Annotated in this window: 17 protein-coding genes; 5 read left to right on the forward strand and 12 right to left on the reverse strand. The window is 65.0% G+C overall.

Annotated elements, in window-relative coordinates; translation table 11 throughout:
* Nucleotides 1–27: 27 nt before the first annotated feature.
* Nucleotides 28–1869: an ABC transporter ATP-binding protein gene (locus tag K2Y42_RS04805; RefSeq protein ID WP_291149095.1), complete on the reverse strand. Its 1842-nt coding sequence runs from the start codon at nt 1867–1869 to the stop codon at nt 28–30.
* Nucleotides 1870–2061: 192 nt separating this feature from the next.
* On the opposite strand from K2Y42_RS04805, the gene hemF reads away from it, so the two are divergent.
* Nucleotides 2062–2973: an oxygen-dependent coproporphyrinogen oxidase gene (hemF, locus tag K2Y42_RS04810; RefSeq protein WP_291150187.1), complete on the forward strand. Its 912-nt coding sequence runs from the start codon at nt 2062–2064 to the stop codon at nt 2971–2973.
* A gap of 71 nt (nt 2974–3044) precedes the next feature.
* Here the strand turns inward: hemF and K2Y42_RS04815 are convergent, their stop codons facing one another.
* Together K2Y42_RS04815 and K2Y42_RS04820 are read right to left on the reverse strand one after the other, a co-directional pair.
* Nucleotides 3045–4130, reverse strand: coding sequence for a hypothetical protein (locus K2Y42_RS04815; RefSeq protein ID WP_291149097.1), 1086 nt, complete (start codon nt 4128–4130; stop codon nt 3045–3047).
* 275 nt (nt 4131–4405) lie between these two features.
* Nucleotides 4406–5653, reverse strand: a complete 1248-nt coding sequence (locus K2Y42_RS04820; protein WP_291149100.1) for a hypothetical protein — start codon at nt 5651–5653, stop codon at nt 4406–4408.
* Nucleotides 5654–5778: 125 nt separating this feature from the next.
* Here K2Y42_RS04820 and K2Y42_RS04825 point away from each other — a divergent pair, with 125 nt between their 5' ends.
* From K2Y42_RS04825 to K2Y42_RS04835, 3 genes are read left to right on the forward strand one after another with little or no spacing between them, the layout of a single operon-like run.
* Nucleotides 5779–6453 (forward strand): CoA pyrophosphatase, encoded by a 675-nt coding sequence (locus K2Y42_RS04825; protein ID WP_291149103.1) that lies wholly within the window; start codon nt 5779–5781, stop codon nt 6451–6453.
* Nucleotides 6454–6750, forward strand: a complete 297-nt coding sequence (locus K2Y42_RS04830) for a DUF6111 family protein (RefSeq protein ID WP_291149106.1) — start codon at nt 6454–6456, stop codon at nt 6748–6750.
* Between the two features lie 24 nt (nt 6751–6774).
* Nucleotides 6775–8049 carry a CCA tRNA nucleotidyltransferase gene (locus tag K2Y42_RS04835; RefSeq protein WP_291149108.1) on the forward strand — a complete coding sequence of 425 codons (1275 nt, stop codon included), beginning with the start codon at nt 6775–6777 and terminating at the stop codon, nt 8047–8049.
* Nucleotides 8050–8088: 39 nt separating this feature from the next.
* On the opposite strand, the gene K2Y42_RS04840 is transcribed toward K2Y42_RS04835, so the two are convergent.
* The 7 genes from K2Y42_RS04840 to K2Y42_RS04870 form a co-directional block, all read right to left on the reverse strand.
* Nucleotides 8089–8271 (reverse strand): hypothetical protein, encoded by a 183-nt coding sequence (locus K2Y42_RS04840; protein ID WP_291149110.1) that lies wholly within the window; start codon nt 8269–8271, stop codon nt 8089–8091.
* Between the two features lie 178 nt (nt 8272–8449).
* Nucleotides 8450–10096: a chaperonin GroEL gene (gene groL / locus K2Y42_RS04845; protein ID WP_291149112.1), complete on the reverse strand. Its 1647-nt coding sequence runs from the start codon at nt 10094–10096 to the stop codon at nt 8450–8452.
* A gap of 54 nt (nt 10097–10150) precedes the next feature.
* The gene (gene groES / locus K2Y42_RS04850) at nt 10151–10465 is read right to left on the reverse strand and encodes a co-chaperone GroES (protein ID WP_291149114.1); all 315 of its coding nucleotides are present in this window, start codon (nt 10463–10465) and stop codon (nt 10151–10153) included.
* A gap of 479 nt (nt 10466–10944) precedes the next feature.
* Nucleotides 10945–11256 (reverse strand): H-NS histone family protein, encoded by a 312-nt coding sequence (locus K2Y42_RS04855; protein WP_291149117.1) that lies wholly within the window; start codon nt 11254–11256, stop codon nt 10945–10947.
* A gap of 195 nt (nt 11257–11451) precedes the next feature.
* A complete protein-coding gene (locus tag K2Y42_RS04860; protein ID WP_291149119.1) occupies nt 11452–12684 on the reverse strand; it encodes an ABC transporter permease in 1233 nt (410 codons plus the stop codon).
* The gene (locus K2Y42_RS04865; protein ID WP_366512342.1) at nt 12681–13451 is read right to left on the reverse strand and encodes an ABC transporter ATP-binding protein; all 771 of its coding nucleotides are present in this window, start codon (nt 13449–13451) and stop codon (nt 12681–12683) included. Before K2Y42_RS04865 ends, K2Y42_RS04860 begins: the two co-directional genes overlap by 4 nt.
* The gene (locus K2Y42_RS04870) at nt 13448–14929 is read right to left on the reverse strand and encodes an efflux RND transporter periplasmic adaptor subunit (RefSeq protein WP_291149121.1); all 1482 of its coding nucleotides are present in this window, start codon (nt 14927–14929) and stop codon (nt 13448–13450) included. Before K2Y42_RS04870 ends, K2Y42_RS04865 begins: the two co-directional genes overlap by 4 nt.
* Before the next feature lie 398 nt (nt 14930–15327).
* Between K2Y42_RS04870 and K2Y42_RS04875 the strand changes: the two genes are divergently transcribed.
* Nucleotides 15328–15918, forward strand: coding sequence for a superoxide dismutase (locus K2Y42_RS04875; RefSeq protein WP_291149123.1), 591 nt, complete (start codon nt 15328–15330; stop codon nt 15916–15918).
* Between the two features lie 77 nt (nt 15919–15995).
* Here the strand turns inward: K2Y42_RS04875 and K2Y42_RS04880 are convergent, their stop codons facing one another.
* Both K2Y42_RS04880 and K2Y42_RS04885 read right to left on the reverse strand, forming a co-directional pair.
* Nucleotides 15996–17246, reverse strand: a complete 1251-nt coding sequence (locus K2Y42_RS04880; RefSeq protein ID WP_291149126.1) for a hypothetical protein — start codon at nt 17244–17246, stop codon at nt 15996–15998.
* A gap of 80 nt (nt 17247–17326) precedes the next feature.
* Nucleotides 17327–18841, reverse strand: a complete 1515-nt coding sequence (locus K2Y42_RS04885; protein ID WP_291149129.1) for a helicase HerA-like domain-containing protein — start codon at nt 18839–18841, stop codon at nt 17327–17329.
* Between the last annotated feature and the right edge of the window lie 117 nt (nt 18842–18958).

Raw genomic sequence — 18958 nt, forward strand, 5'->3', positions numbered from 1 at the left:
GGCTTCCGCGAGGAGGCCGGGATTTTGTCATTCCGCGGCGTCCTCGGTCAGGAAGCCGCCGGACTGGCGGGCCCAGAGGCTCGCGTAGAGGCCGCCGCGGCGGAGCAGCTCTGCGTGGCTGCCCTGCTCGACGATGCGCCCCTCGTCCATGATGATCAGGCGATCCATGGCGGCGATCGTCGACAGGCGGTGGGCGATGGCGATCACCGTCTTGCCACCCATGAGCGCCGACAGGCTCTCCTGAATGGCGGCTTCGACCTCGCTGTCGAGCGCGCTCGTCGCTTCGTCGAGCACCAGGATCGGCGCGTTCTTGAGCAGCACGCGCGCGATGGCGATGCGCTGGCGCTGGCCGCCGGACAGCTTGACGCCGCGCTCGCCGACATGGGCCTGATAGCCCTGGCGGCCGTTCATGTCTTCGAGACCCTGAATGAAGTCGTGGGCGTGGGCGCGCTTGGCGGCCGCGATGGCCTGCGCCTCGCCCGCCTCCGGGCGGCCGTAGAGGATGTTGTCGAGTACCGAGCGGTGCAGCAGCGAGGTGTCCTGCGTTACCAGGCCGATGTTGGCGCGCAGGCTTTCCTGCGTGACCTGCGAGATGTCCTGGCCGTCGATCAGAATGCGCCCCGCTTCCACGTCGTAGAAGCGCAGGAGCAGGTTGACGAGCGTCGATTTACCCGCGCCGGACCGGCCGACGATGCCGACCTTCTCGCCCGGCTTGATGGTGAGGGCGACCTCCTCGATCACGCTTTTCGTCTTGCCGTAGTGGAAGCGGACGTCCTCGAAGCGGATCTCGCCTTTGGGCACTTCGAGCTTCGGCGCGCCGGGCTTGTCGACGACCTCATAGTCGCGCGAAATGGTCTGCATGCCCTCGTGCACGACGCCGATGTTCTCGAAGATGCCGGCGACCGTGAAGAGGATCCACCCAGACATGGCGATGATGCGGATCGACAGCGTCATGGCGACGGTGATGGCGCCCATGGTGACGGCGTCGTGGCTCCAAAGCCAGAGCGCCAGCGCTGCCACCGACACCAGCAGTGCACCGTTCAGCGTGTAGAGCACGAACTCCATGACGGTGAGATTGCGCAGCGACGCCTGGTGGCGTTCGAGATGGGCCTGCATGGCCTCGCGGGCGTAGGCCTCCTCGCGCTCGGCGTGGGCAAAGAGCTTGACGGTCAGGATGTTGGTGAAGCTGTCCACAACACGGCCCGTAAGCCAGGAGCGTGCTTCGGAGGCTTCGGTCGAGAGCTTCTGGATGCGCGGCACGAAGGTGCGTAGCACGACGGCATAGAGGCCGATCCACGCCAACAGCGGAATCACGAGGCGCGCGTCCGCCTCCCAGAAGATCACGAGCGCACCGACGACGTGCACGGCCATGTACCAGATGGCATCCACGCCCTGCACGACGGAGTCGCGCAGGGAGGCGCCGGTCTGCATGATGCGCGTCGAAATGCGGCCCGCGAAGTCGTTCTGGAAGAAGCCGAGCGACTGCCTCAGAACATAGGTGTGCGTTTGCCACCGGATGCGCGTCGTGACCGACGGCGTGATCATCTGGTTCTTGACCAGATCGTGGACGGTCGACACCGCCGGCCGGGCGACCACGGCCACAATGGCCATCAGCGTCAGAACGACGGCGTTTTCGGAAAAGAAGGCCTGCGGCGAACTGGCCGCGCGCATCAGGTCGACGAGGTTGCCGACAAAGGCCATCAGCAGGACTTCGATCACCGACCCGAAGAAGCCGATGACGAGGAGCACGGCGAAGGGGCGCCAGACGGGCTTGATGTAGTGCCAATAAAACGCGGCAATGTTGGCGGGCGGACGTTCCTGCGGGGCCGGTGCAAAGGGGTCAATTCGGGTTTCAAACCAACGGAACATCAAGCTCTTTCTCTTGCCACCGGCGCGACGAGGGCCCGCAACCCTTTGAGCTGCGACCCCCTTCTCGTTTGTCCTGGATCAAGGTATGCGCTACCCGACCATGGTGCCTAAACGATGGCCAAGGCTCATGTGGGACACACATGGCTCATGTGGGACACTGACGAGGAAAAGACAACCATGACGGACGCGGGCATGACGGACGCGGGACAGGACATCGAAGCGAAGAAAGCCAAGGCCGAAGCCTGGTTCCAGACGCTCCGCGACCAGATCTGCGCCTCCTTCGAGCAGCTCGAGGCGGATCTTCCGGCCACGGCGCCGCTGGGGGACGAGCCGGCCGCGCGTTTCGTGCAGACGCCGTGGGAGCGCGCTGACCACACGGGCGCGCCGGGCGGCGGCGGCAAGATGAGCATCCTCAAGGGCCGTGTATTCGAGAAAGTGGGCGTGCACACGTCGACCGTGTACGGCGAGTTCGCGCCTGAGTTCCGCAAGCAGATCCCGGGCACCGACGAGGATCCGCGCTTCTGGGCTTCGGGCATCTCGCTGATTGCGCATCCGCAGAACCCGAACGTGCCGGCGGTGCACATGAACACGCGCATGGTCGTGACCAGCAAGTGGTGGTTCGGCGGCGGCGCGGACCTGACGCCCGTGCTCGACCGGCGGCGCAAGGAAGAGGATGCGGACAGCCTCGCTTTCCACGCCACGATGTACGGCGCGTGCGCGGCACACGAGGGCATCGCCGATTATGCGAAGCTGCGCAAATGGTGCGACGAGTATTTCTATCTTCCGCACCGCAAGGAAGCGCGCGGCATCGGCGGCATCTTCTACGACTACATCACGCCGACGCCCGAGCAAGGCGGATGGGAAGAAGGCCTGGCGTTCTCGCAGGACGTGGGACGGGCCTTCGCGCGCGTCTACCCGATGCTGGTGCGCGGCAACTACACGATGAAGTTCACGGACGCCGACCGCGAAGAGCAGCTCGTCCGGCGCGGGCGCTACGTCGAGTACAACCTGCTCTACGATCGCGGCACGGTGTTCGGTCTCAAGACCGGCGGAAACGTCGACAGCATCCTGTCGTCGCTGCCGCCTGTGGTGAAGTGGCCGTAAGGGCTGTCGGCCCGGGACCGCATGTGAGGGAGCGCGTTTGAGGACGAGACGCGCTTCCCAAGCATCGCGTGCTATTGTGCCGCGCCGCGGCACATCGATTGCAGAAGTCTCGTCCCGATCCGCTCGAGCGAGCCGTTCTGGGCCAGGAAAGCGTTCTGAACCTCATAAGCTTCTTTCTCGAGGTTCAGTCTCGCTTCGCACGTCATGTCGGGCGATAGCTTGCCGGCCTGAAGATGAAGGAAGTGGACGACCTCATGAACCACGAAGCTTCGGGCCGCGAGGTTTTGTGAGAGGTCGAGCCGATCGTCGACGTAGACGGTCTTCGTCCGGTCATCGAAGAACGCAACAGCGCCGCATCTCTGCCCCCGGCAGATGACGCGTTCGATTTCCTCAGTTGCAAGGCGTTCGATCTTCGGCGTCTCGTCCGGCATGGCGAACGCGCCCAAGCGCGATGCGATCGCGATGTAGTCGCGGGCTTCAGCAGCATCCATTGCCGACGTCACGCGGGCCACATCGACGACGACCCGCTCCATCGCAGACGCTTGCGGCGGCGCATCGCTTTGATCGGGAGCTGCGGAGACTTCGACGTCGTCCGGCTCCGGGTCCATCTTCGCGCTCCGCACCAGGGCTTCGACATTAATGGCCGGCTGGCCTCTTCTCAGTTCCTCCAGCGCCTGCTCGCGGGTTTGCCCGCCTCGGCGCAAGTTGACGTAGTGGGAGGCGAAATCCGACAGGATGCGCTCGCCGCCGGTTCCCGAGCGCACCGGAATGCTCAAGAAGCCTTCCAAAAGCTGCATGGGCGTTTCAGGCTGCGCGCCGCCATGCACCATCTTGCCAAGCTGGGCGATGCGGTTGGCGACCATCCGACGGTTTTCCATGTAGGTCTGAGACACGAGCGTGACGAGAACGCGAAAGCGTGCGCGCGTGTCCTCATCCGGCTCGCCATCGCCAGCATCAAGATAGGCAAGCCACGTCTCCGGCTTCGTGCGGTCGCCCACCTCGAGCCATTTGATCTTGCGGATGTCTGCGGCTTGTTTGACGTCCAGCTTGACCGCCTTCTCCGACTTCGACGCCGGCGGCGGACTGTCGTCGCTGCAGCCCGCCAACGCGGCAAGCAACGCTGAGGCCACCACTGCAATAGAAGAAAATGCTCTCACCGGCGCGGACCTCAAGCGGATTGAGTTCGATCGAGAGCCGAAGACCATTGGCCATTCGACAGCGTCGAACAGCACCTACGCAGCAAAGATGCCACCGGATCTGCCTGGTCCGGCACACGAACGCGTTATGGGGAGGCGGGCGCCGCGCCGACGCCGACGGGCGCTCACTACTGCCAGCATCACGTGCGCTTAAAGGCCAGATGTCTGCCTTATTGCGGGAATTTTGCTCCGGCAATCGCTTGCTTCAACGAAGCGCATTTTCTGACGTCTTTGCGCTATCGCCGGGACCCGACCTGAGACGCGGCCTCGCGGAAAGTCTCGGCGAACTCGATGGCGCCGGAGTTCACCAGGTTCTGGTCCATGCGCTTGTCGAGCGCGACCAGAAGCTCGGCGCTCGTTTTGTCGCGCACGATGGTGTTGCGGAAATAGGCCGAGCGCTCGAAGAAGTTCGTGGTCGCGGCGTTCTTTGCCGCCGGGCGCATCATCTCAAGCGCGGTGCCGGGGCCTGCCAGATTCATTAGCTCGATCTCGGCTCCGGTCAGGTTGCTCATGCCGGCCTTGTCCGCCATCTCCTTGAGCCCGTGCAGCTTCACGACCTGAAGCCATGGGCCGATGTCGCCGTCCAGGTTGATGGCATGAATGCCCATGCCGCGTTGCGTGCGGGCGAAGGCAACATGCTGATCCCAGCGATGGGGGATCGCGCGCGCGGCCTTCAGCATGGTCGCGAGCTTGTCGTGCTTGATCGCGAGGGCGCGGCGGCGGGCGGCGTCATAGTTGCGATCGGTGGCCATGGCCTGCAGGCGGGCGAGAAACTTGGGCCCGTGCTTGACCAGCTCGTCCGTTGTGTTGGCGACGAGAAGCTGGGCGTAGCCGACGGCGGTGGAAATCGGCGTGCCCGTTTTCTTGATCGGGTGGATGCCGGATATCATGTCGGCCGTGCCGAGCCCGCTGGTTTCGAGCGCGTAGACGCGCACCACCTGATCGCCGGTCAATCCAAGCCTCAAAGCCTCGCGGGCGTAGCGCAGCTTGAACTCGCGCTCGGGAATGCGTTCGGGCTGGAACCCGTATTCGGCTTCGGCGAACTCCAGGAACTCGGCAATGCCCGGTTTCGGCTTCGGCGGCTCGCGGTCCTTTTTCTTGTCGTCCTGCTCCTGGAACGCCTGCCAGCGTTTGGCGAGTGCCGCGGGCAGCTCCGGGCCGTCGTACTTCGGCGGAAAGGTCGTGACGTAATCCTTGGCAGAGACCGTCTCGCCCCGGTTCCGTTTGCCGCGCCGCAGGGATTTTTTGTCGGAGACGCCGCGCCAATAAGCGTCGCTCTTGAAATCGTGCGTCGCCTTGGCGGAGAGATGTTCCTCGAAGAGCGCGCGGTCGGCGCTCGTAAGCGTGCGGGCGAAGTCCTGCGAGGTGCGCGCGCCAGCGGGCGACGGGAGGCTCCACAGCGCTGCGACGGCCAGCAGGGCGAGCAGTCCCAACCGCCGCCGAAGCGTCGAAGCGGGCGCTACCCGGATGTAACGGCGGTCCATTCTGCAATCCTTCGAAGCGATTTCGCCCGCGACTCATATTCCGTGGTCGCAATACAATAGGGCGATGATCTGGCATATGCGCGCGTGGCGCTCGCTTGCGGGGCGTTCCCGCTCTATGAAACCCCATGAGCCACTCTTTGTCAGCCGATTCCCCCCGTTTCACCCCTTCGGCGTTTCGAGACCGTGCCAGGGCCGTTCTGCCGCCGCTGCGCTCTGGGCCGGCGGGGGGATTCGAGCCGGTTGCGGGAGCGAGCGATTTCGACCTCAATCCGGATCTGGCCGCGCGAAATGTCAGCGCCGACGCGCTGCGCGCCGCCCGCCCGGCCGCGGTGCTCATTCCGGCAATCGCGCGGCCCGTCGTCACCCTGCTGTTCACGCTCCGGACCGAGCATCTCAGCGCGCACGCCGGCCAGATCGCCTTTCCGGGCGGCAAGTGCGAGCCGCAGGATGCGGACCCGCTCGCAACCGCTCTCAGGGAAACCCACGAGGAGATCGGCCTCGATCCCGCGCTCGTCGAGCCGGTGGGCTCGCTCGACTGCTATCTGACGGGCACCGGGTTCTGCATCACGCCCGTGATCGGCCTCGTGCCGCCGGATGTGCCGCTGACGCTCGATCGCAATGAAGTGGCCGAGACGTTCGAGGTGCCGCTGCCGTTTCTCATGGACTTGAGCAACTATCAGCGCCATACGCGCACAATCGCCGGCGTCGAACGGCATTTTTACGCGATCCCGTTCGGCGGGCGCTTCATCTGGGGCGCGACAGCCGGTATCCTGCGCCATATGTGCCAGAGGATATTTTGAATGATCCGCACGGTCGTCGAGAATCTGCTGCTGTTCCTGCTACCGACGTTCATTTACATCGCGTGGACGCTGTTCCAGCGCGCGAAGGCCGACCGCGAAGCCGATACCGACGCGAGCGGCCAGCCCATCACGACGGTGCTCGACGACGCCCCGCTGTTGTGGCTGTTCGCGAGCGGGGCCATTCTGGTCATGCTGACGCTGGCCGTGTTCGGCAGCTCCTCGGGCGGCAGCCCCGGGCAGCAGTATCAACCGTCCGTGCTGCGCGACGGAAAAATCCAGCCGAGCCACATCGATTAGGGCGGCCCGCAGGAGCTTCGACGCATGACCTCCGCACCCGGCGATTTGCGCCCGCGTAGTCTGGCGGACGAGGCGTGGCTTCAAGGCCCCGTCCGGCGCGTCCTGGCGGTCCTCGCGGAGGGCGGGTACGAAGGCCGCGTGGTGGGCGGGGCCGTCCGCAATGCCCTGCTCGGCGCGCCGGTCAAGGATGTCGACATCGCCACGACCGCCCTCCCCGCCGACGTCGTGCGCCTTGCCGAGGCCGCGGGGCTCGGGGCTGTTCCGACGGGCATCGCGCACGGCACGGTGACGGTGATCGTCGACCGCCAGCCGATCGAAGTCACGACGCTGCGGCGCGACGTGGAGACAGACGGGCGGCATGCGCGCGTGTCGTTCACGACCGACTGGCGCGAGGACGCGGAGCGGCGCGATTTCACGCTGAATGCGCTCTACTGCGACGCGCGCGGCACCGTGCACGATCCGCTCGGCGGATACGGCGATCTTCTCGCCCGGACGGTGCGCTTCATCGGCGACGCGCGTGCGCGGATCCGCGAGGATTACCTGCGCATCCTGCGCTTTTTTCGCTTCAACGCCGAGTACGCATCCGGGGAGCCGGACGGCGACGGGCTGGCGGCGGCGATCGAGATGGCGCCGGGCATGGCGCAACTCTCGGCTGAGCGCGTTCGCGCCGAGCTGCTGCGCCTGCTGGGCGCCCCGCGTGCATCAGAGATCGCGCGGGTGATGGCCGATGCGGGACTGTTCGAGCCGCTGATCGGGACGGCGGGCGATACGCGGTCGCTCGCGCGTCTTGCCAGCATCGAGGCCGCGCTCGACCGTGAGCCAGATGCCCTGCTGCGGCTCGCGGCGCTCGCCGGTATCGGAACCGGCGCGGGGCACGGCGCTCTGGCCGAGCGACTGCGCCTGTCGAACGCGGAAGCCGAACGCCTGCATCAGGCCGCGTTGCCGTCGCAGGCGCTCGATCCCTCTGCCGATGAGAAACTGGCGCGCGCGTTCATCTACCGCTTCGGCGCGGCGGCGTACCGCGATGGCGTGCTGCTGGCTTGGGCCCGGAGAGAGGCCAGGGCGGACGACACGTCGGAATGGATGCGATGGCGCGACCGGCTCGCGCTGCCCGAGCGCTGGACGGCGCCGACCCTCCCCGTGCGGGGCGCCGATCTCGTATCGCGCGGGCTGGCCGAGGGGCCGGCCGTCGGGCGCATCCTGCGCGCCTTCGAGGACTGGTGGGTGTCGCACGACTTCCCGCGGGACGAGCTTCTGCTCGCCCGCACGTTGTCGGATATCGTGAAGGCGAACAGGTAAGGCGGGCAGTCGGCAGTCGGGGAAATGCCCGTCTGCTGCCTATTTCGCTCGGGGACCCTGCAGGCGCCGCAAGGCCGCTTCGACCCGGCGCCATGTCACGGCCTGCTCGGCAGCTCCCTGTTCTTCCAAGCTACGCGCTTTCTGTGCCGCCTCGGCTATGGCCCTGGGGCCTTGGGCTTCCATGAGCTTGCGCGCGTGTTCCTCGATCTCGATGGCGAGCATGGCGTGACCTCCTTCGCTCGTTTTCGATGTTGGCTCGGCTTGGCTGCTGCAGGGGCCATTTCGGCATGTGGGGCGTGGGCGGGCGATGGCAAGGGGCGCGGGGCAAAGCAAAAAGGCCGGAGCGCGATGCGCTCCGGCCTTCCTTAGGTGTTTCGGCTGGTGGCCGAGGGTGCTTGGATTAGAAATCCATGCCGCCCATGCCGCCCATTCCGCCGCCCATCGGCATGGCGGGAGCGCCATCCTTCTTGGGCTTCTCGGCGATCATGGCTTCGGTCGTGATCAGGAGGCCGGCAACCGAGGCCGCATCCTGAAGCGCGCAACGGACGACCTTGGTCGGGTCGATGACGCCGTCGGCGATCAGATCGCCGTAGACGCCCGTCTGAGCGTTGAAGCCATAAGCGTACTTGTTGTTCTCGAGGATCTTGCCGGCAACGACCGAGCCATCTTCACCGGCGTTGGTGAAGATCTGGCGAGCCGGAGCTTGGAGAGCCTTGCGCACGATCGTGACGCCGACCTTCTGGTCTTCGTTGTCGAGCTTGATGTTGTCGAGAGCCTTGATGGAGCGGAGCAGAGCAACGCCGCCGCCGGGGACAACGCCTTCTTCGACGGCTGCGCGCGTGGCGTGCAGAGCGTCGTCAACGCGATCCTTGCGCTCCTTGACTTCAACTTCGGTCGCGCCGCCGACCTTGATGACGGCAACGCCGCCAGCAAGCTTGGCCAGACGCTCCTGCAGCTTCTCGCGGTCGTAGTCCGAGGAGGTTTCCTCGATCTGCGCCTTGATCTGCTTCACGCGGGCTTCGATCTCAGCCTTCTTGCCCGAGCCGTCGACAACGGTGGTGTTTTCCTTGTCGATCGACACGCGCTTGGCGCGGCCGAGCATGTCGAGCGTCACGGTCTCGAGCTTGATGCCGATGTCTTCCGAGACAACGGTGCCGCCCGTGAGGATCGCGATGTCTTCGAGCATGGCCTTGCGGCGATCGCCGAAGCCCGGAGCCTTGACAGCCGCAACCTTGAGGCCGCCGCGCAGCTTGTTGACGACGAGCGTTGCGAGAGCTTCGCCTTCGACGTCTTCAGCGATGATGAGGAGCGGCTTGCCGGTCTGGACGACAGCTTCGAGCACCGGCAGCATGGCCTGGAGACCCGACAGCTTCTTCTCGTGGATCAGGATGTACGGGCTCTCGAGCTCGGCCACCATCTTGTCGGCGTTGGTGATGAAGTACGGCGAGAGATAGCCGCGGTCGAACTGCATGCCTTCGACGACGTCAAGCTCGGTCTCGAGGCTCTTGCTCTCTTCGACGGTGATGACGCCCTCGTTGCCGACCTTCTTCATGGCTTCGGCGATCTTGGAGCCGATTTCGACATCGCCGTTGGCCGAGATGGTGCCGACCTGGGCGATCTCGTCGTTCGACGTGACCTTCTTCGACTTCGTCTTGAGCTCTTCGACGACGGCGGCGACGGCGAGATCAATGCCGCGCTTGAGATCCATCGGGTTGGCGCCGGCTGCAACCGACTTTGCGCCTTCGCGAACGATGGCCTGAGCCAGCACGGTCGCGGTGGTGGTGCCGTCGCCGGCCAGGTCGGCCGTCTTCGAGGCAACTTCGCGCAGCATCTGCGCGCCCATGTTCTCGAACTTGTCCTCGAGCTCGATTTCCTTGGCGACCGTCACACCGTCCTTGGTGATGCGGGGAGCGCCGAAGCTCTTCTCGATGACGACGTTACGGCCCTTGGGGCCGAGGGTGACCTTGACGGCATTCGCAAGAATGTCGACGCCGCGCAGCATCTTCTCGCGCGCGTCCTGCGAGAACTTTACGTCTTTAGCTGACATGTGAGGCTCCGTTCGGATATTCGGGGGATACTATTCAGTGCAACGAGATGGAGCTCAGGCGGCCTTCTTGGCCGATGCCTTGCCTTCCAGAACGCCGAGGATGTCGCTCTCCTTCATGATGAGGAGATCTTCGCCGTCGATCTTGACCTCGGTGCCGGACCACTTGCCGAACAGCACGCGATCGCCGGGCTTCACGTCGAGGGCAACGACCTTGCCCTGCTCGTCGCGGGCGCCGGGGCCGACAGCGACGACTTCGCCCTGCTGGGGCTTTTCCTTGGCGGTGTCGGGAATGATGATGCCGCCAGCGGTCTTGGTGTCCTCCTCAAGGCGCTTGACCACGACGCGATCATGCAAGGGACGGAACTTCATGGGTAAACCCTCATGATTGAATATGTTGAAACTTTTTCAGGTTCTGCAGCTCAAGTCGGGCATCTTGCCCTTGGCCCGAGTTTGCGCATGGCGCCGCTGTCCGGGGGACTGCGGCGCGCATGGCCGCTATATGTAGAGACCTGTTAGCAGTGTCAAGGTCCGAGTGCTAACCTAAGGTCTACCGCCGCGCCGAATGCACCGCGTGGTTACTTCTGAGGTTGGGGGGACGCGTGTATCGCGTAGGGACGCGTGTAACGGGCAATCGTTAGCGAGGCGTAAACGGGGCGTTGCTCTCGCGATCAGCCACCGATCTCTAGCCGCTCAAATTGGCAGGAGTAAGAAGGCGCACCGGACCGGATGGGCTCAGAATAGTGCCGCTTTGTTCTCGCAAAGGACTTGATATTCAGCCCAACAAAAAGCAGTTCGCCGCCCGTCCCGTTTTGGACGCGCGGCGAACAAACACATTGGAATTTTTAAAATTAGACGGCGAAATCCGTCATCTTCGCGCCTTTGTTTAGTTTCGCGACGAGCCAATTGGGCTTTCTGCCGCGCCCGGTCCACGTCTCGGAACGGTTGTCCGGATTCATGTATTTCACGGCAACGGACTTGCCGCGGCCACGGGCGCCGAAAAGTTCGCCCACTGAGAAACCAGCATTCTCGGCCAAAGACGCGATCTTGTGCTTCAGATCGGCGCGTTCACGATCTTTGGCAGCGTTGAGAGCTTTCTGCGCCTTTGCAATATGATCCGTCAGCTCTTTCACCGACATCTTGTCGTAATTGATAGCGGCCATCGGTACTCCGTCCCTGGTCTCAAAGATGTTCTGCGAAGGCGGTTATATTCGCCGAACGGACTTTTCACAGCAAAAAACTGCAAATAGATAAAAAAGTCGCGGCATAATATTTAATATGTATGCCGATCATAGCGGCCGGGCCATGATTTTCGATGGGCCTCAGCATCGAGGCCGTGGGGCGCGGCGAACCGAGCGCTATTCGCTGCGCAATGCGTCGATCGGATTGAGGAGCGCGGCGCGCCGCGCCGGAAACAGGCCGAAGCAAATGCCCGTTGCGGCCGCGGCCGCAAGCGCGCCGCCGAGCACCGCAGGCGACACCAGAACCGGCCAATCGGCGACAAATGCAATTACAGCGGAGGCGGAAACGCCAATCGCGATGCCGATGAAGCCGCCCAGCAGGCAAAGGGAAACGGCCTCGACGAGGAACTGCAGCATGATGTCCTTTCGCCGTCCGCCCACCGCCATGCGAAGTCCGATTTCGCGCGTCCGCTCCGTCACCGAGACGAGCATAATGTTCATGATGCCGATGCCGCCGACGATCAATGAAATGACCGACGTGGCGGCAAGCAGATAGCTCATTGTCGTCAGAACCTCGCTGCGTGCCTTCATCGTTTCGGCGAGATTCCGAACGGAGAAGCTGTCTTCCGTGCCGACGCGGGTTTTGCGGCGCTGGCGCAGCAGGTTTTCAATATCCTCCTGCACCACGGCCATATCGGCCCCGCTGTCCACTTTGACGTAGATGCGCCCGACGCGGTCATTCTGGATTTGGCTTTTTCCGGAGACGCGCAGGCGCGCGGTCGAGATCGGGATCAGGACGATGTCGTCCTGGTCGCGCCCCATCACGGACTGGCCCTTGGCCGACAGCACGCCAATGATCTGGAAGGGCACGTTCTTGATGCGGATGGCGGCGCCGACTGGGTCTTCGCCGGGAAAAAGCTCCTTGGCGACGGTGGCGCCCAGGACGGCCACCTTGGCCCCGGTGCGCACGTCGCCCGGCTCGAGATCGCGGCCGGACTTAATCGGCCAATCGCGCACGTCGGCATATTCCGCGTGAACGCCGCTGACGCTCGAGGTCCAGTTTGCGTTGCCGCGCACGACGGGGGCGGAATCCTCGATCTGACCCGCCACCTCGGTCACGCCGCTCACCCGGTCGCGGATGCCCGTCACGTCGGCTTCGCTGAGCGGCATGTCCGTGCCCGCCCCGCCCGAGCGGCCCATGACGCGCATTGAGCCCGGGAATATGACGAGCATGTTCGTGCCCAGCGCCTTGATCTGGCGATCGACCTCGCTTGAGGCACCCGTGCCGACGGCGACCAGGATGATGACCGAGGCCACGCCGATGACGATGCCAAGGGTCGTGAGAACCGAGCGCAGCAGATTGACCCTGAGCGCGCGCACGGCGATGAGGATGCTGTCCCAGAAGGTCACGACGTGGCCTCCACCGGCCCGGTGATCGGCGTCTGGCGCACGTCGTCGACGATGTGCCCGTCGCGAAACGTGATCCGCCGGCCGGCCCAGAGGGCGATTTCGGGCTCGTGGGTCACGACGACGACTGTGATGCCCGCCCGATTGAGATCGGCGAACACCAGCATGATTTCATCGGACGTGCGGCTGTCGAGCGCGCCTGTCGGCTCGTCGGCCAAGAGGAGCTTCGGGTTGTTGACGAGGGCGCGCGCGATGGCGACACGCTGCTGCTGGCCGCCGGACAACTGGCGTGGGGTGTGATCCATGCGGTTGGCGAGGCCGACCTGGGCGAGGCGCTTCTTCGCCATCTCGACGCTATCGGCGGGGCGGGGGTGCGCATAGAGCAACGGCAACATCACCTGGTTCAACGCGGATGTGCGCGGCAGCAGGTTGAACTGCTGAAAGACGAAGCCGATGGAGCGATTGCGGAGATCGGCCAGTTCGTCGACCGACAGCTTGCCGATGTCGCGGCCATCGAGCACGAGCTGTCCCGATGTCGGCACGTCGAGCGCGCCGATCAGGTTCATCATGGTCGACTTGCCGGACCCGGACGGCCCCATGATAGCGACGAAATCTCCGGTCGCGATTTCCAGCGAGACGTGATCGAGCGCGACGAGATCCTGCTCGCCGACGCGGTAGACCTTGCTCAGGTCGTGCGCGGAAATGAGCGGGGGGCCGAGGACCGGAGGCTGCGGGGAAGCGATATCGGGCGCGCGATCCATCGCGTTCATGACTTCACGTCGCGCGCGCGCACGATGACCGCCTCGCCCTCCGCAAGCTCGCCGCCCACGACCTCAGTGAACTGGTCGTCGGAGATGCCGGTGCGGATCGTGCGCCGCTCGGGCACGCCGGTCTTGCCGAGCACCCACACGGTGCCCGGGCGCACGGCCTCGCGGCCGTCCTTCCAGCGCTGGAACGCGATCTTCTGCGTATCCGTCAGGAGCGGCCCCACGGCCTGCTCGAGACGCGACATGAAGCGCTGGCGCATGGCGCTGCGGTCGCCACCGCCCGGGCCGCCGCCACCGATGAAGCTCGGCTGGCTGCTATCGCGCATCTCACGCCCGAGCTTGGCCATCGCCTCACGCGCGACCGTGACCTGCTCGTCGGTTAGCCCGACCTCGGTCTTGAGGCGCTCGATCATCTGGCCGCCGCGGTCTCCCTGGCCGCTTTCGCCCCGCGGGCGGGCGGATCCGGCGACCTCGGTTTTCGGCTTGAAGCGCAGGGTGTCGTTCGAGATGCGCAGGGCGCCGTCGCGCGTGGCGGAGACGATGTTGACGTTGGCGGTCATGCCGGGAAAGAGCTTACGGCCCTCGTTGGCGGCTTCGATGATAACCGTATAGGTGACGACGCTGTTGAGTTCCGTCGCGGCGAGGCGAACCTGCGTGACGCGTCCTTCGAACTGGCGATCGGGATAGGCATCGACCGTGAACGTTGCCGTGTTGCCCTCGGCGACGGCGCCGACGTCCGCCTCGTTCACCTGCGCCTCGATGCGGATGCGGGAGAGATCCTGGGCGATCTTGAACAGCTCGGGCGCCTGCAGGCTGGCGGCGACCGTCTGGCCCGGATCGACGGTGCGCGAGATGACGGTGCCGTCGATGGGCGAGCGGATTTCGGCGCGATCGAGGTCGATGGAGGCTTGATCCAGAGACGCCTTGCGCTGCTCGATGGTCGCGCGTGCGCTATTTACCTGCGCGTCGGCGACCGAGATTTCGGCCTTGGCGACATCGCGGTCGCGCAGTGCGGTTTCCAGCGTCAGTTGGGGCGAGAGCCGCTTGTCGGCGAGGTTCTGCTGGCGCTCGACGTTCGTCTCAGCGGCCTCGAGGATGGCGACGGCCTTCTGCTTGGCCGCTTCCTGGTTGGCGAGCGCGGCCTCGGCGGCCATCAGGTCGGCTTTCGCCTGCGTCACCCGCGAGGCGAAGGTCTTGGAATCGATGGTGGCCAGCACGTCGCCCGGCTTGACCTCGGAGTTGAAGTCGACCTTGACCTCCTCAACCTGCCCCGAGAGCTGGGAGCCCACGCTGACCGTGACAAGCGCGCGGACAGGGCCCGAGGTCGACACGATCTTGCGGATCTGCCCCTTCGTCACGGGCGCCGTCTCGTAGACCAGGTTGCCCGTTTGGGCCGGCGCTCCAAGCAGCCAAAGGCCGGCAAGGCCCGCGGCCGCAACCGGCACGGCCAGAGTAAACAGTGAACTTATCCGTCGTTTCATTGCCTGCCGTCGTCCAAAACTCACCAGTATCCCTACTGGAAGACGTGCAGCGGTGAAACTTCCGTCGCGCCCCAAGCGGCATTTCGGCGCCGCAGCGAGGGCTGGCACAAATCCGCCACATCGATGAACGGCAGGTGAACGCACCATTCAGAGGGGGTTCAGCGGGCTCGTCCTAGGGTGTCTTTACCCTGAGATCCTTATCTTCCCCGGCGTGATCCATGGGGGTGCACCGTTCAGGGTCGGTGCACCCCCGCCCTCCCCCCCAAGAAAATTCTTCAGTTTTTCCAACGTGCGCCGCGGCCGGCGCCGATGGCACCCCTGTCCGACAAAGCTTGAACGGAACCTCCCGAGCCGGTAGGCATTGGGTGCTAAATTCCGCTCGAACGGAGAAAATCCCCGTGACCTTCAAGCTCCCTGATCTCCCCTATGCTTATGACGCGCTGGCGCCCTACATGTCGGCCGAAACGCTCACCTACCATCACGACAAGCATCACCAGGCCTATGTCGACAACGGCAACAAGCTGATCGTCGGGTCCGGTCTCGAGGGCAAGTCGCTGGAGGAGATCTGCGTGGCCGCTTACGCCGGCAAGAACCAGCCGCTCGTGAACAACCTCGGCCAGCACTACAACCACCTGCACTTCTGGAAGTGGATGAAGAAGGGCGGCGGCGGCAACAAGCTTCCGGGCTCAGTGGCCAAGCTTGTCGACGGCTACGGCGGTTTCGACAAAGTGCGCGCCGACTTCATCAACGCGGGCACGACGCAGTTCGGCTCGGGCTGGGCCTGGCTCGCCATCCGCGACGGAAAGCTCGAAGTGAGCAAGACGCCGAACGGCGAGAACCCGCTGATGCACGGCGCCCAGCCGATCCTCGGCGTCGACGTGTGGGAGCACAGTTACTACATCGACTATCGCAACGCGCGCCCGAAGTATCTCGAGGCCTGGTTCGACAACCTCATCAACTGGGAGCACGTCGAGGAAATGGCGGGCTAACGCTCGCGGCCAGCTCGATCGCAGCAATCATGAGCGCGGGATCCGAAAGGGTCCCGCGCTTTTGTTTGGAAATGAGATCAGCGGCGGACCCAGCCGGCGAGCGCGGACACGAGGCTGGTGTTTTCCGGCACGGCAACCGCGATCGAGATGCGGCGGTCCGGCAAGGCCACCGGAGCGGGCACGCCATTGCGGTCGCGCATCAGCGCGGACACGCGCACCACCACGTCGTGCGAGCCCGCGGCGCGCGGCGTGACGAGCCAGGCCCAGCGCCCGAACGTCTCGGGATCGCGGGCGGCCATGGCGAGCTTCAGGTTCACGAACTGCGTGCGCTCGGACTGGCGCTCGATCTCGAAGGCGGCCGCTTCGCCGTAAAGGCTGATCGACAGCGTCTCCAGCGACTGGCGAACCTCGGCAATGTGTGGGGGCACGCTGGCGTGCACGAGGCCGGACATGAAGTCACGACCGAGTGTGAACTCGACGGTGGCCGGCTCGCCGAGCCACATGGCGCCGGGAATGCGCGGCACGAGGAGGCCCGCGTCCAATGCCTGGCCGAGATCTTCCGCCGTCACGACGGTAGCGGACGGGCGCTCCGGCGGCGAAGCGAACGTGCGGCCGGCGCGCGGGGGGGCGGCCGCGGACTGGCTCGTCACAGGCTGTCCGGTCAACTGCCGCTCGCCGTAGGCCGCCTGTTCCGCATCCGCTTCCGGGAGGGCGAGCAGGGGGCGCGCTTGCGCGGCGGCGCCCGTTTCGACAACCGGAGAGTCGCTCGGCTTGAACTGACCGGGCTTGTATTGAAACGTGTCGTCGTCCGGGATGCGGGGCGGCATACCCGCGGGCTTCGGGCGGTTGCGGCTGGCGACATAGGGCGACCCCTGGGAGGCGGCGCCGGGCGTGGGCTGATCGGCGGCTTCGGACGCCGTGCGGCGCGCGGTATCGCGCTCGGCCATTTCCCTCAACGACGAGGCTGCCGTGCTCATGCGAGCGACCACGCGGGCGATGCCGTCGATGTCGCGTGGGGCGATCATGCTCAGCTTGCGAAACATCAGCGGCAGGCGGGCCGGCGACAGATCGTCGGCGCGCACCGGCACGAGCTGGTTGAGTGGCATCACTTCGCGGGCAATATCGGAGAGACCGACGTTTTGCGCCGACGTCTCCGTCCAGATGACGATGACGGCCTCAAACTGGCGCAGGCGGGCCGAACGGACTTCGCGCGGCTGATCGGGCTCGCCGTCGAAGGACACGAAGTGTCCGCGCCCCATCAGCGCGGAGCCGAGCTCGCGGGCAACACTTCCATCCTTCGGCACGTGGCAAATGAGGATGCGCGCCATTGGTTTTCAAAGCGTGGGCCGGATTGGCCCGAGGCTCCCTCGTTCAAGCTCAGATGCGAGACGCAAACTTCCGGGCCGCCTCAGCGGCTGCGCCCGGTGATCGACTTGATGATGATGTTCTTGATCGTGGTGGCAATCGTGCGTGAAATTGAACGCTGAAGGTCCTTGCCGATCATTTCGCCCATACCCTGGCGCGGCCGGCCCTTGGACTTGCCGTCGGCCGTGGTGCCGCCGCCTCCGCCGAAAATGATGTCGCCCCAGCCGCCGCCACTGCCGGCACCGGCTTCATCGGTCGCCTTGTCGGCGCGCTTGGTAATGATCTCGTGGGCGCTCTCGCGATCGATCGTCTCTTCGTACTTGCCGTAGACCGGGCTGTACTCGATGACGCTCAGGCGCTCGTCGGCGGTGACGGGGCCGACGCGTCCCTCGGGCGGGCGGATCAGCGTGCGCTGGACGATGGACGGCTCACCCTTGTTTTCAAGCGTGGAGACGAGCGCCTCGCCGACCTTGAGCTCCAGGATCACGCGCGCGGTGTCGAGGTCCGGGTTCTTGCGGAAGGTTTCGGCTGCGGCTTTGACGGCCTTCTGCTCCTGGGGCGTGAAGGCGCGCAGCGCATGCTGGACGCGGTTGCCGAGCTGGGCCGACACGGAATTCGGCACGTCCATCGGGTTCTGCGTGATGAAGTAGACGCCGACGCCCTTCGAGCGGATCAGGCGGGCGATCTGCTCGATGCGCTCCAGCAGCGCTTTCGGCGCTTCGTTGAACAGCAGATGCGCTTCGTCGAAGAAGAAGACGAGCTTCGGCTTCGGCAGGTCGCCGGCTTCGGGCAGCGTCTGCCAGAGCTTGGTCAGCATCCAGAGCAGGAACGTGGTGTAGAGGCGCGGCTTCTCCATCAACTTGTCGGCGGCGAGAATGCTGATGACGCCGCGGCCATCTGGCGCCAAGCGCATGAAGTCGTTGATGTCGAGCGACGGCTCACCGAAGAACTGGCCGGCGCCCTGCTCCTCGAGCACCAGGAGGCGGCGCTGAATGGCGCCGACGGACGTCGTGGCGACGTTGCCGTACTTGGCGACCAGCTCCTTCGAGCGTTCGGCAACGTTGGTGATGATGGTGCGCAGGTCCTTAAGATCCAGGACCGGGATTTTCTCATCGGCGGCGACGCGGAAGGCGATGTTGAGCACACCTTCCTGCACCTCGTTGAGCTCCAGCATGCGCGACAGCAGCAGGGGGCCCATGTCGAGCACGGTGGCGCGGATGGGGTGGCCTTCCTTGCCGAACACGTCCCAGAAAATGGTCGGGTAGGCGCGCTGGTGCCAGTCCGAGCCGAGGCCGACCTCGGCCGCGCGCTTGACGAGGAAATCCTTCGGCTCGCCGACGGCCGCGACGCCCGAGAGGTCGCCCTTGATGTCGGCCGCAAACACCGGCACGCCGGCCGCGGAGAAGCCCTCTGCCAGTCCCTGCAGCGTCACCGTTTTGCCGGTACCGGTTGCGCCGGTGATCAGGCCGTGACGGTTGGCGAAACGAAGCTCGAGGTACTCGGGCTTCGTGCTCTTGCCGATGAAAATCTTGCCGTCAACCAACACCTGCTCGCTCATTCAGATCTCCGAAGTGACGCTCGCGGCGGGTGTCTCGGCGCAATTAGCGGCGGATCAGCCAACCGACTCGCACAAATTCCGACTTAGGGCCGTCTTTGCATGCCGATAGCTTCATTG

This window comes from Hyphomicrobium sp., from assembly GCF_019744875.1.
In the GTDB taxonomy this organism is placed as follows: Bacteria; Pseudomonadota; Alphaproteobacteria; order Rhizobiales; family Hyphomicrobiaceae; genus Hyphomicrobium_C.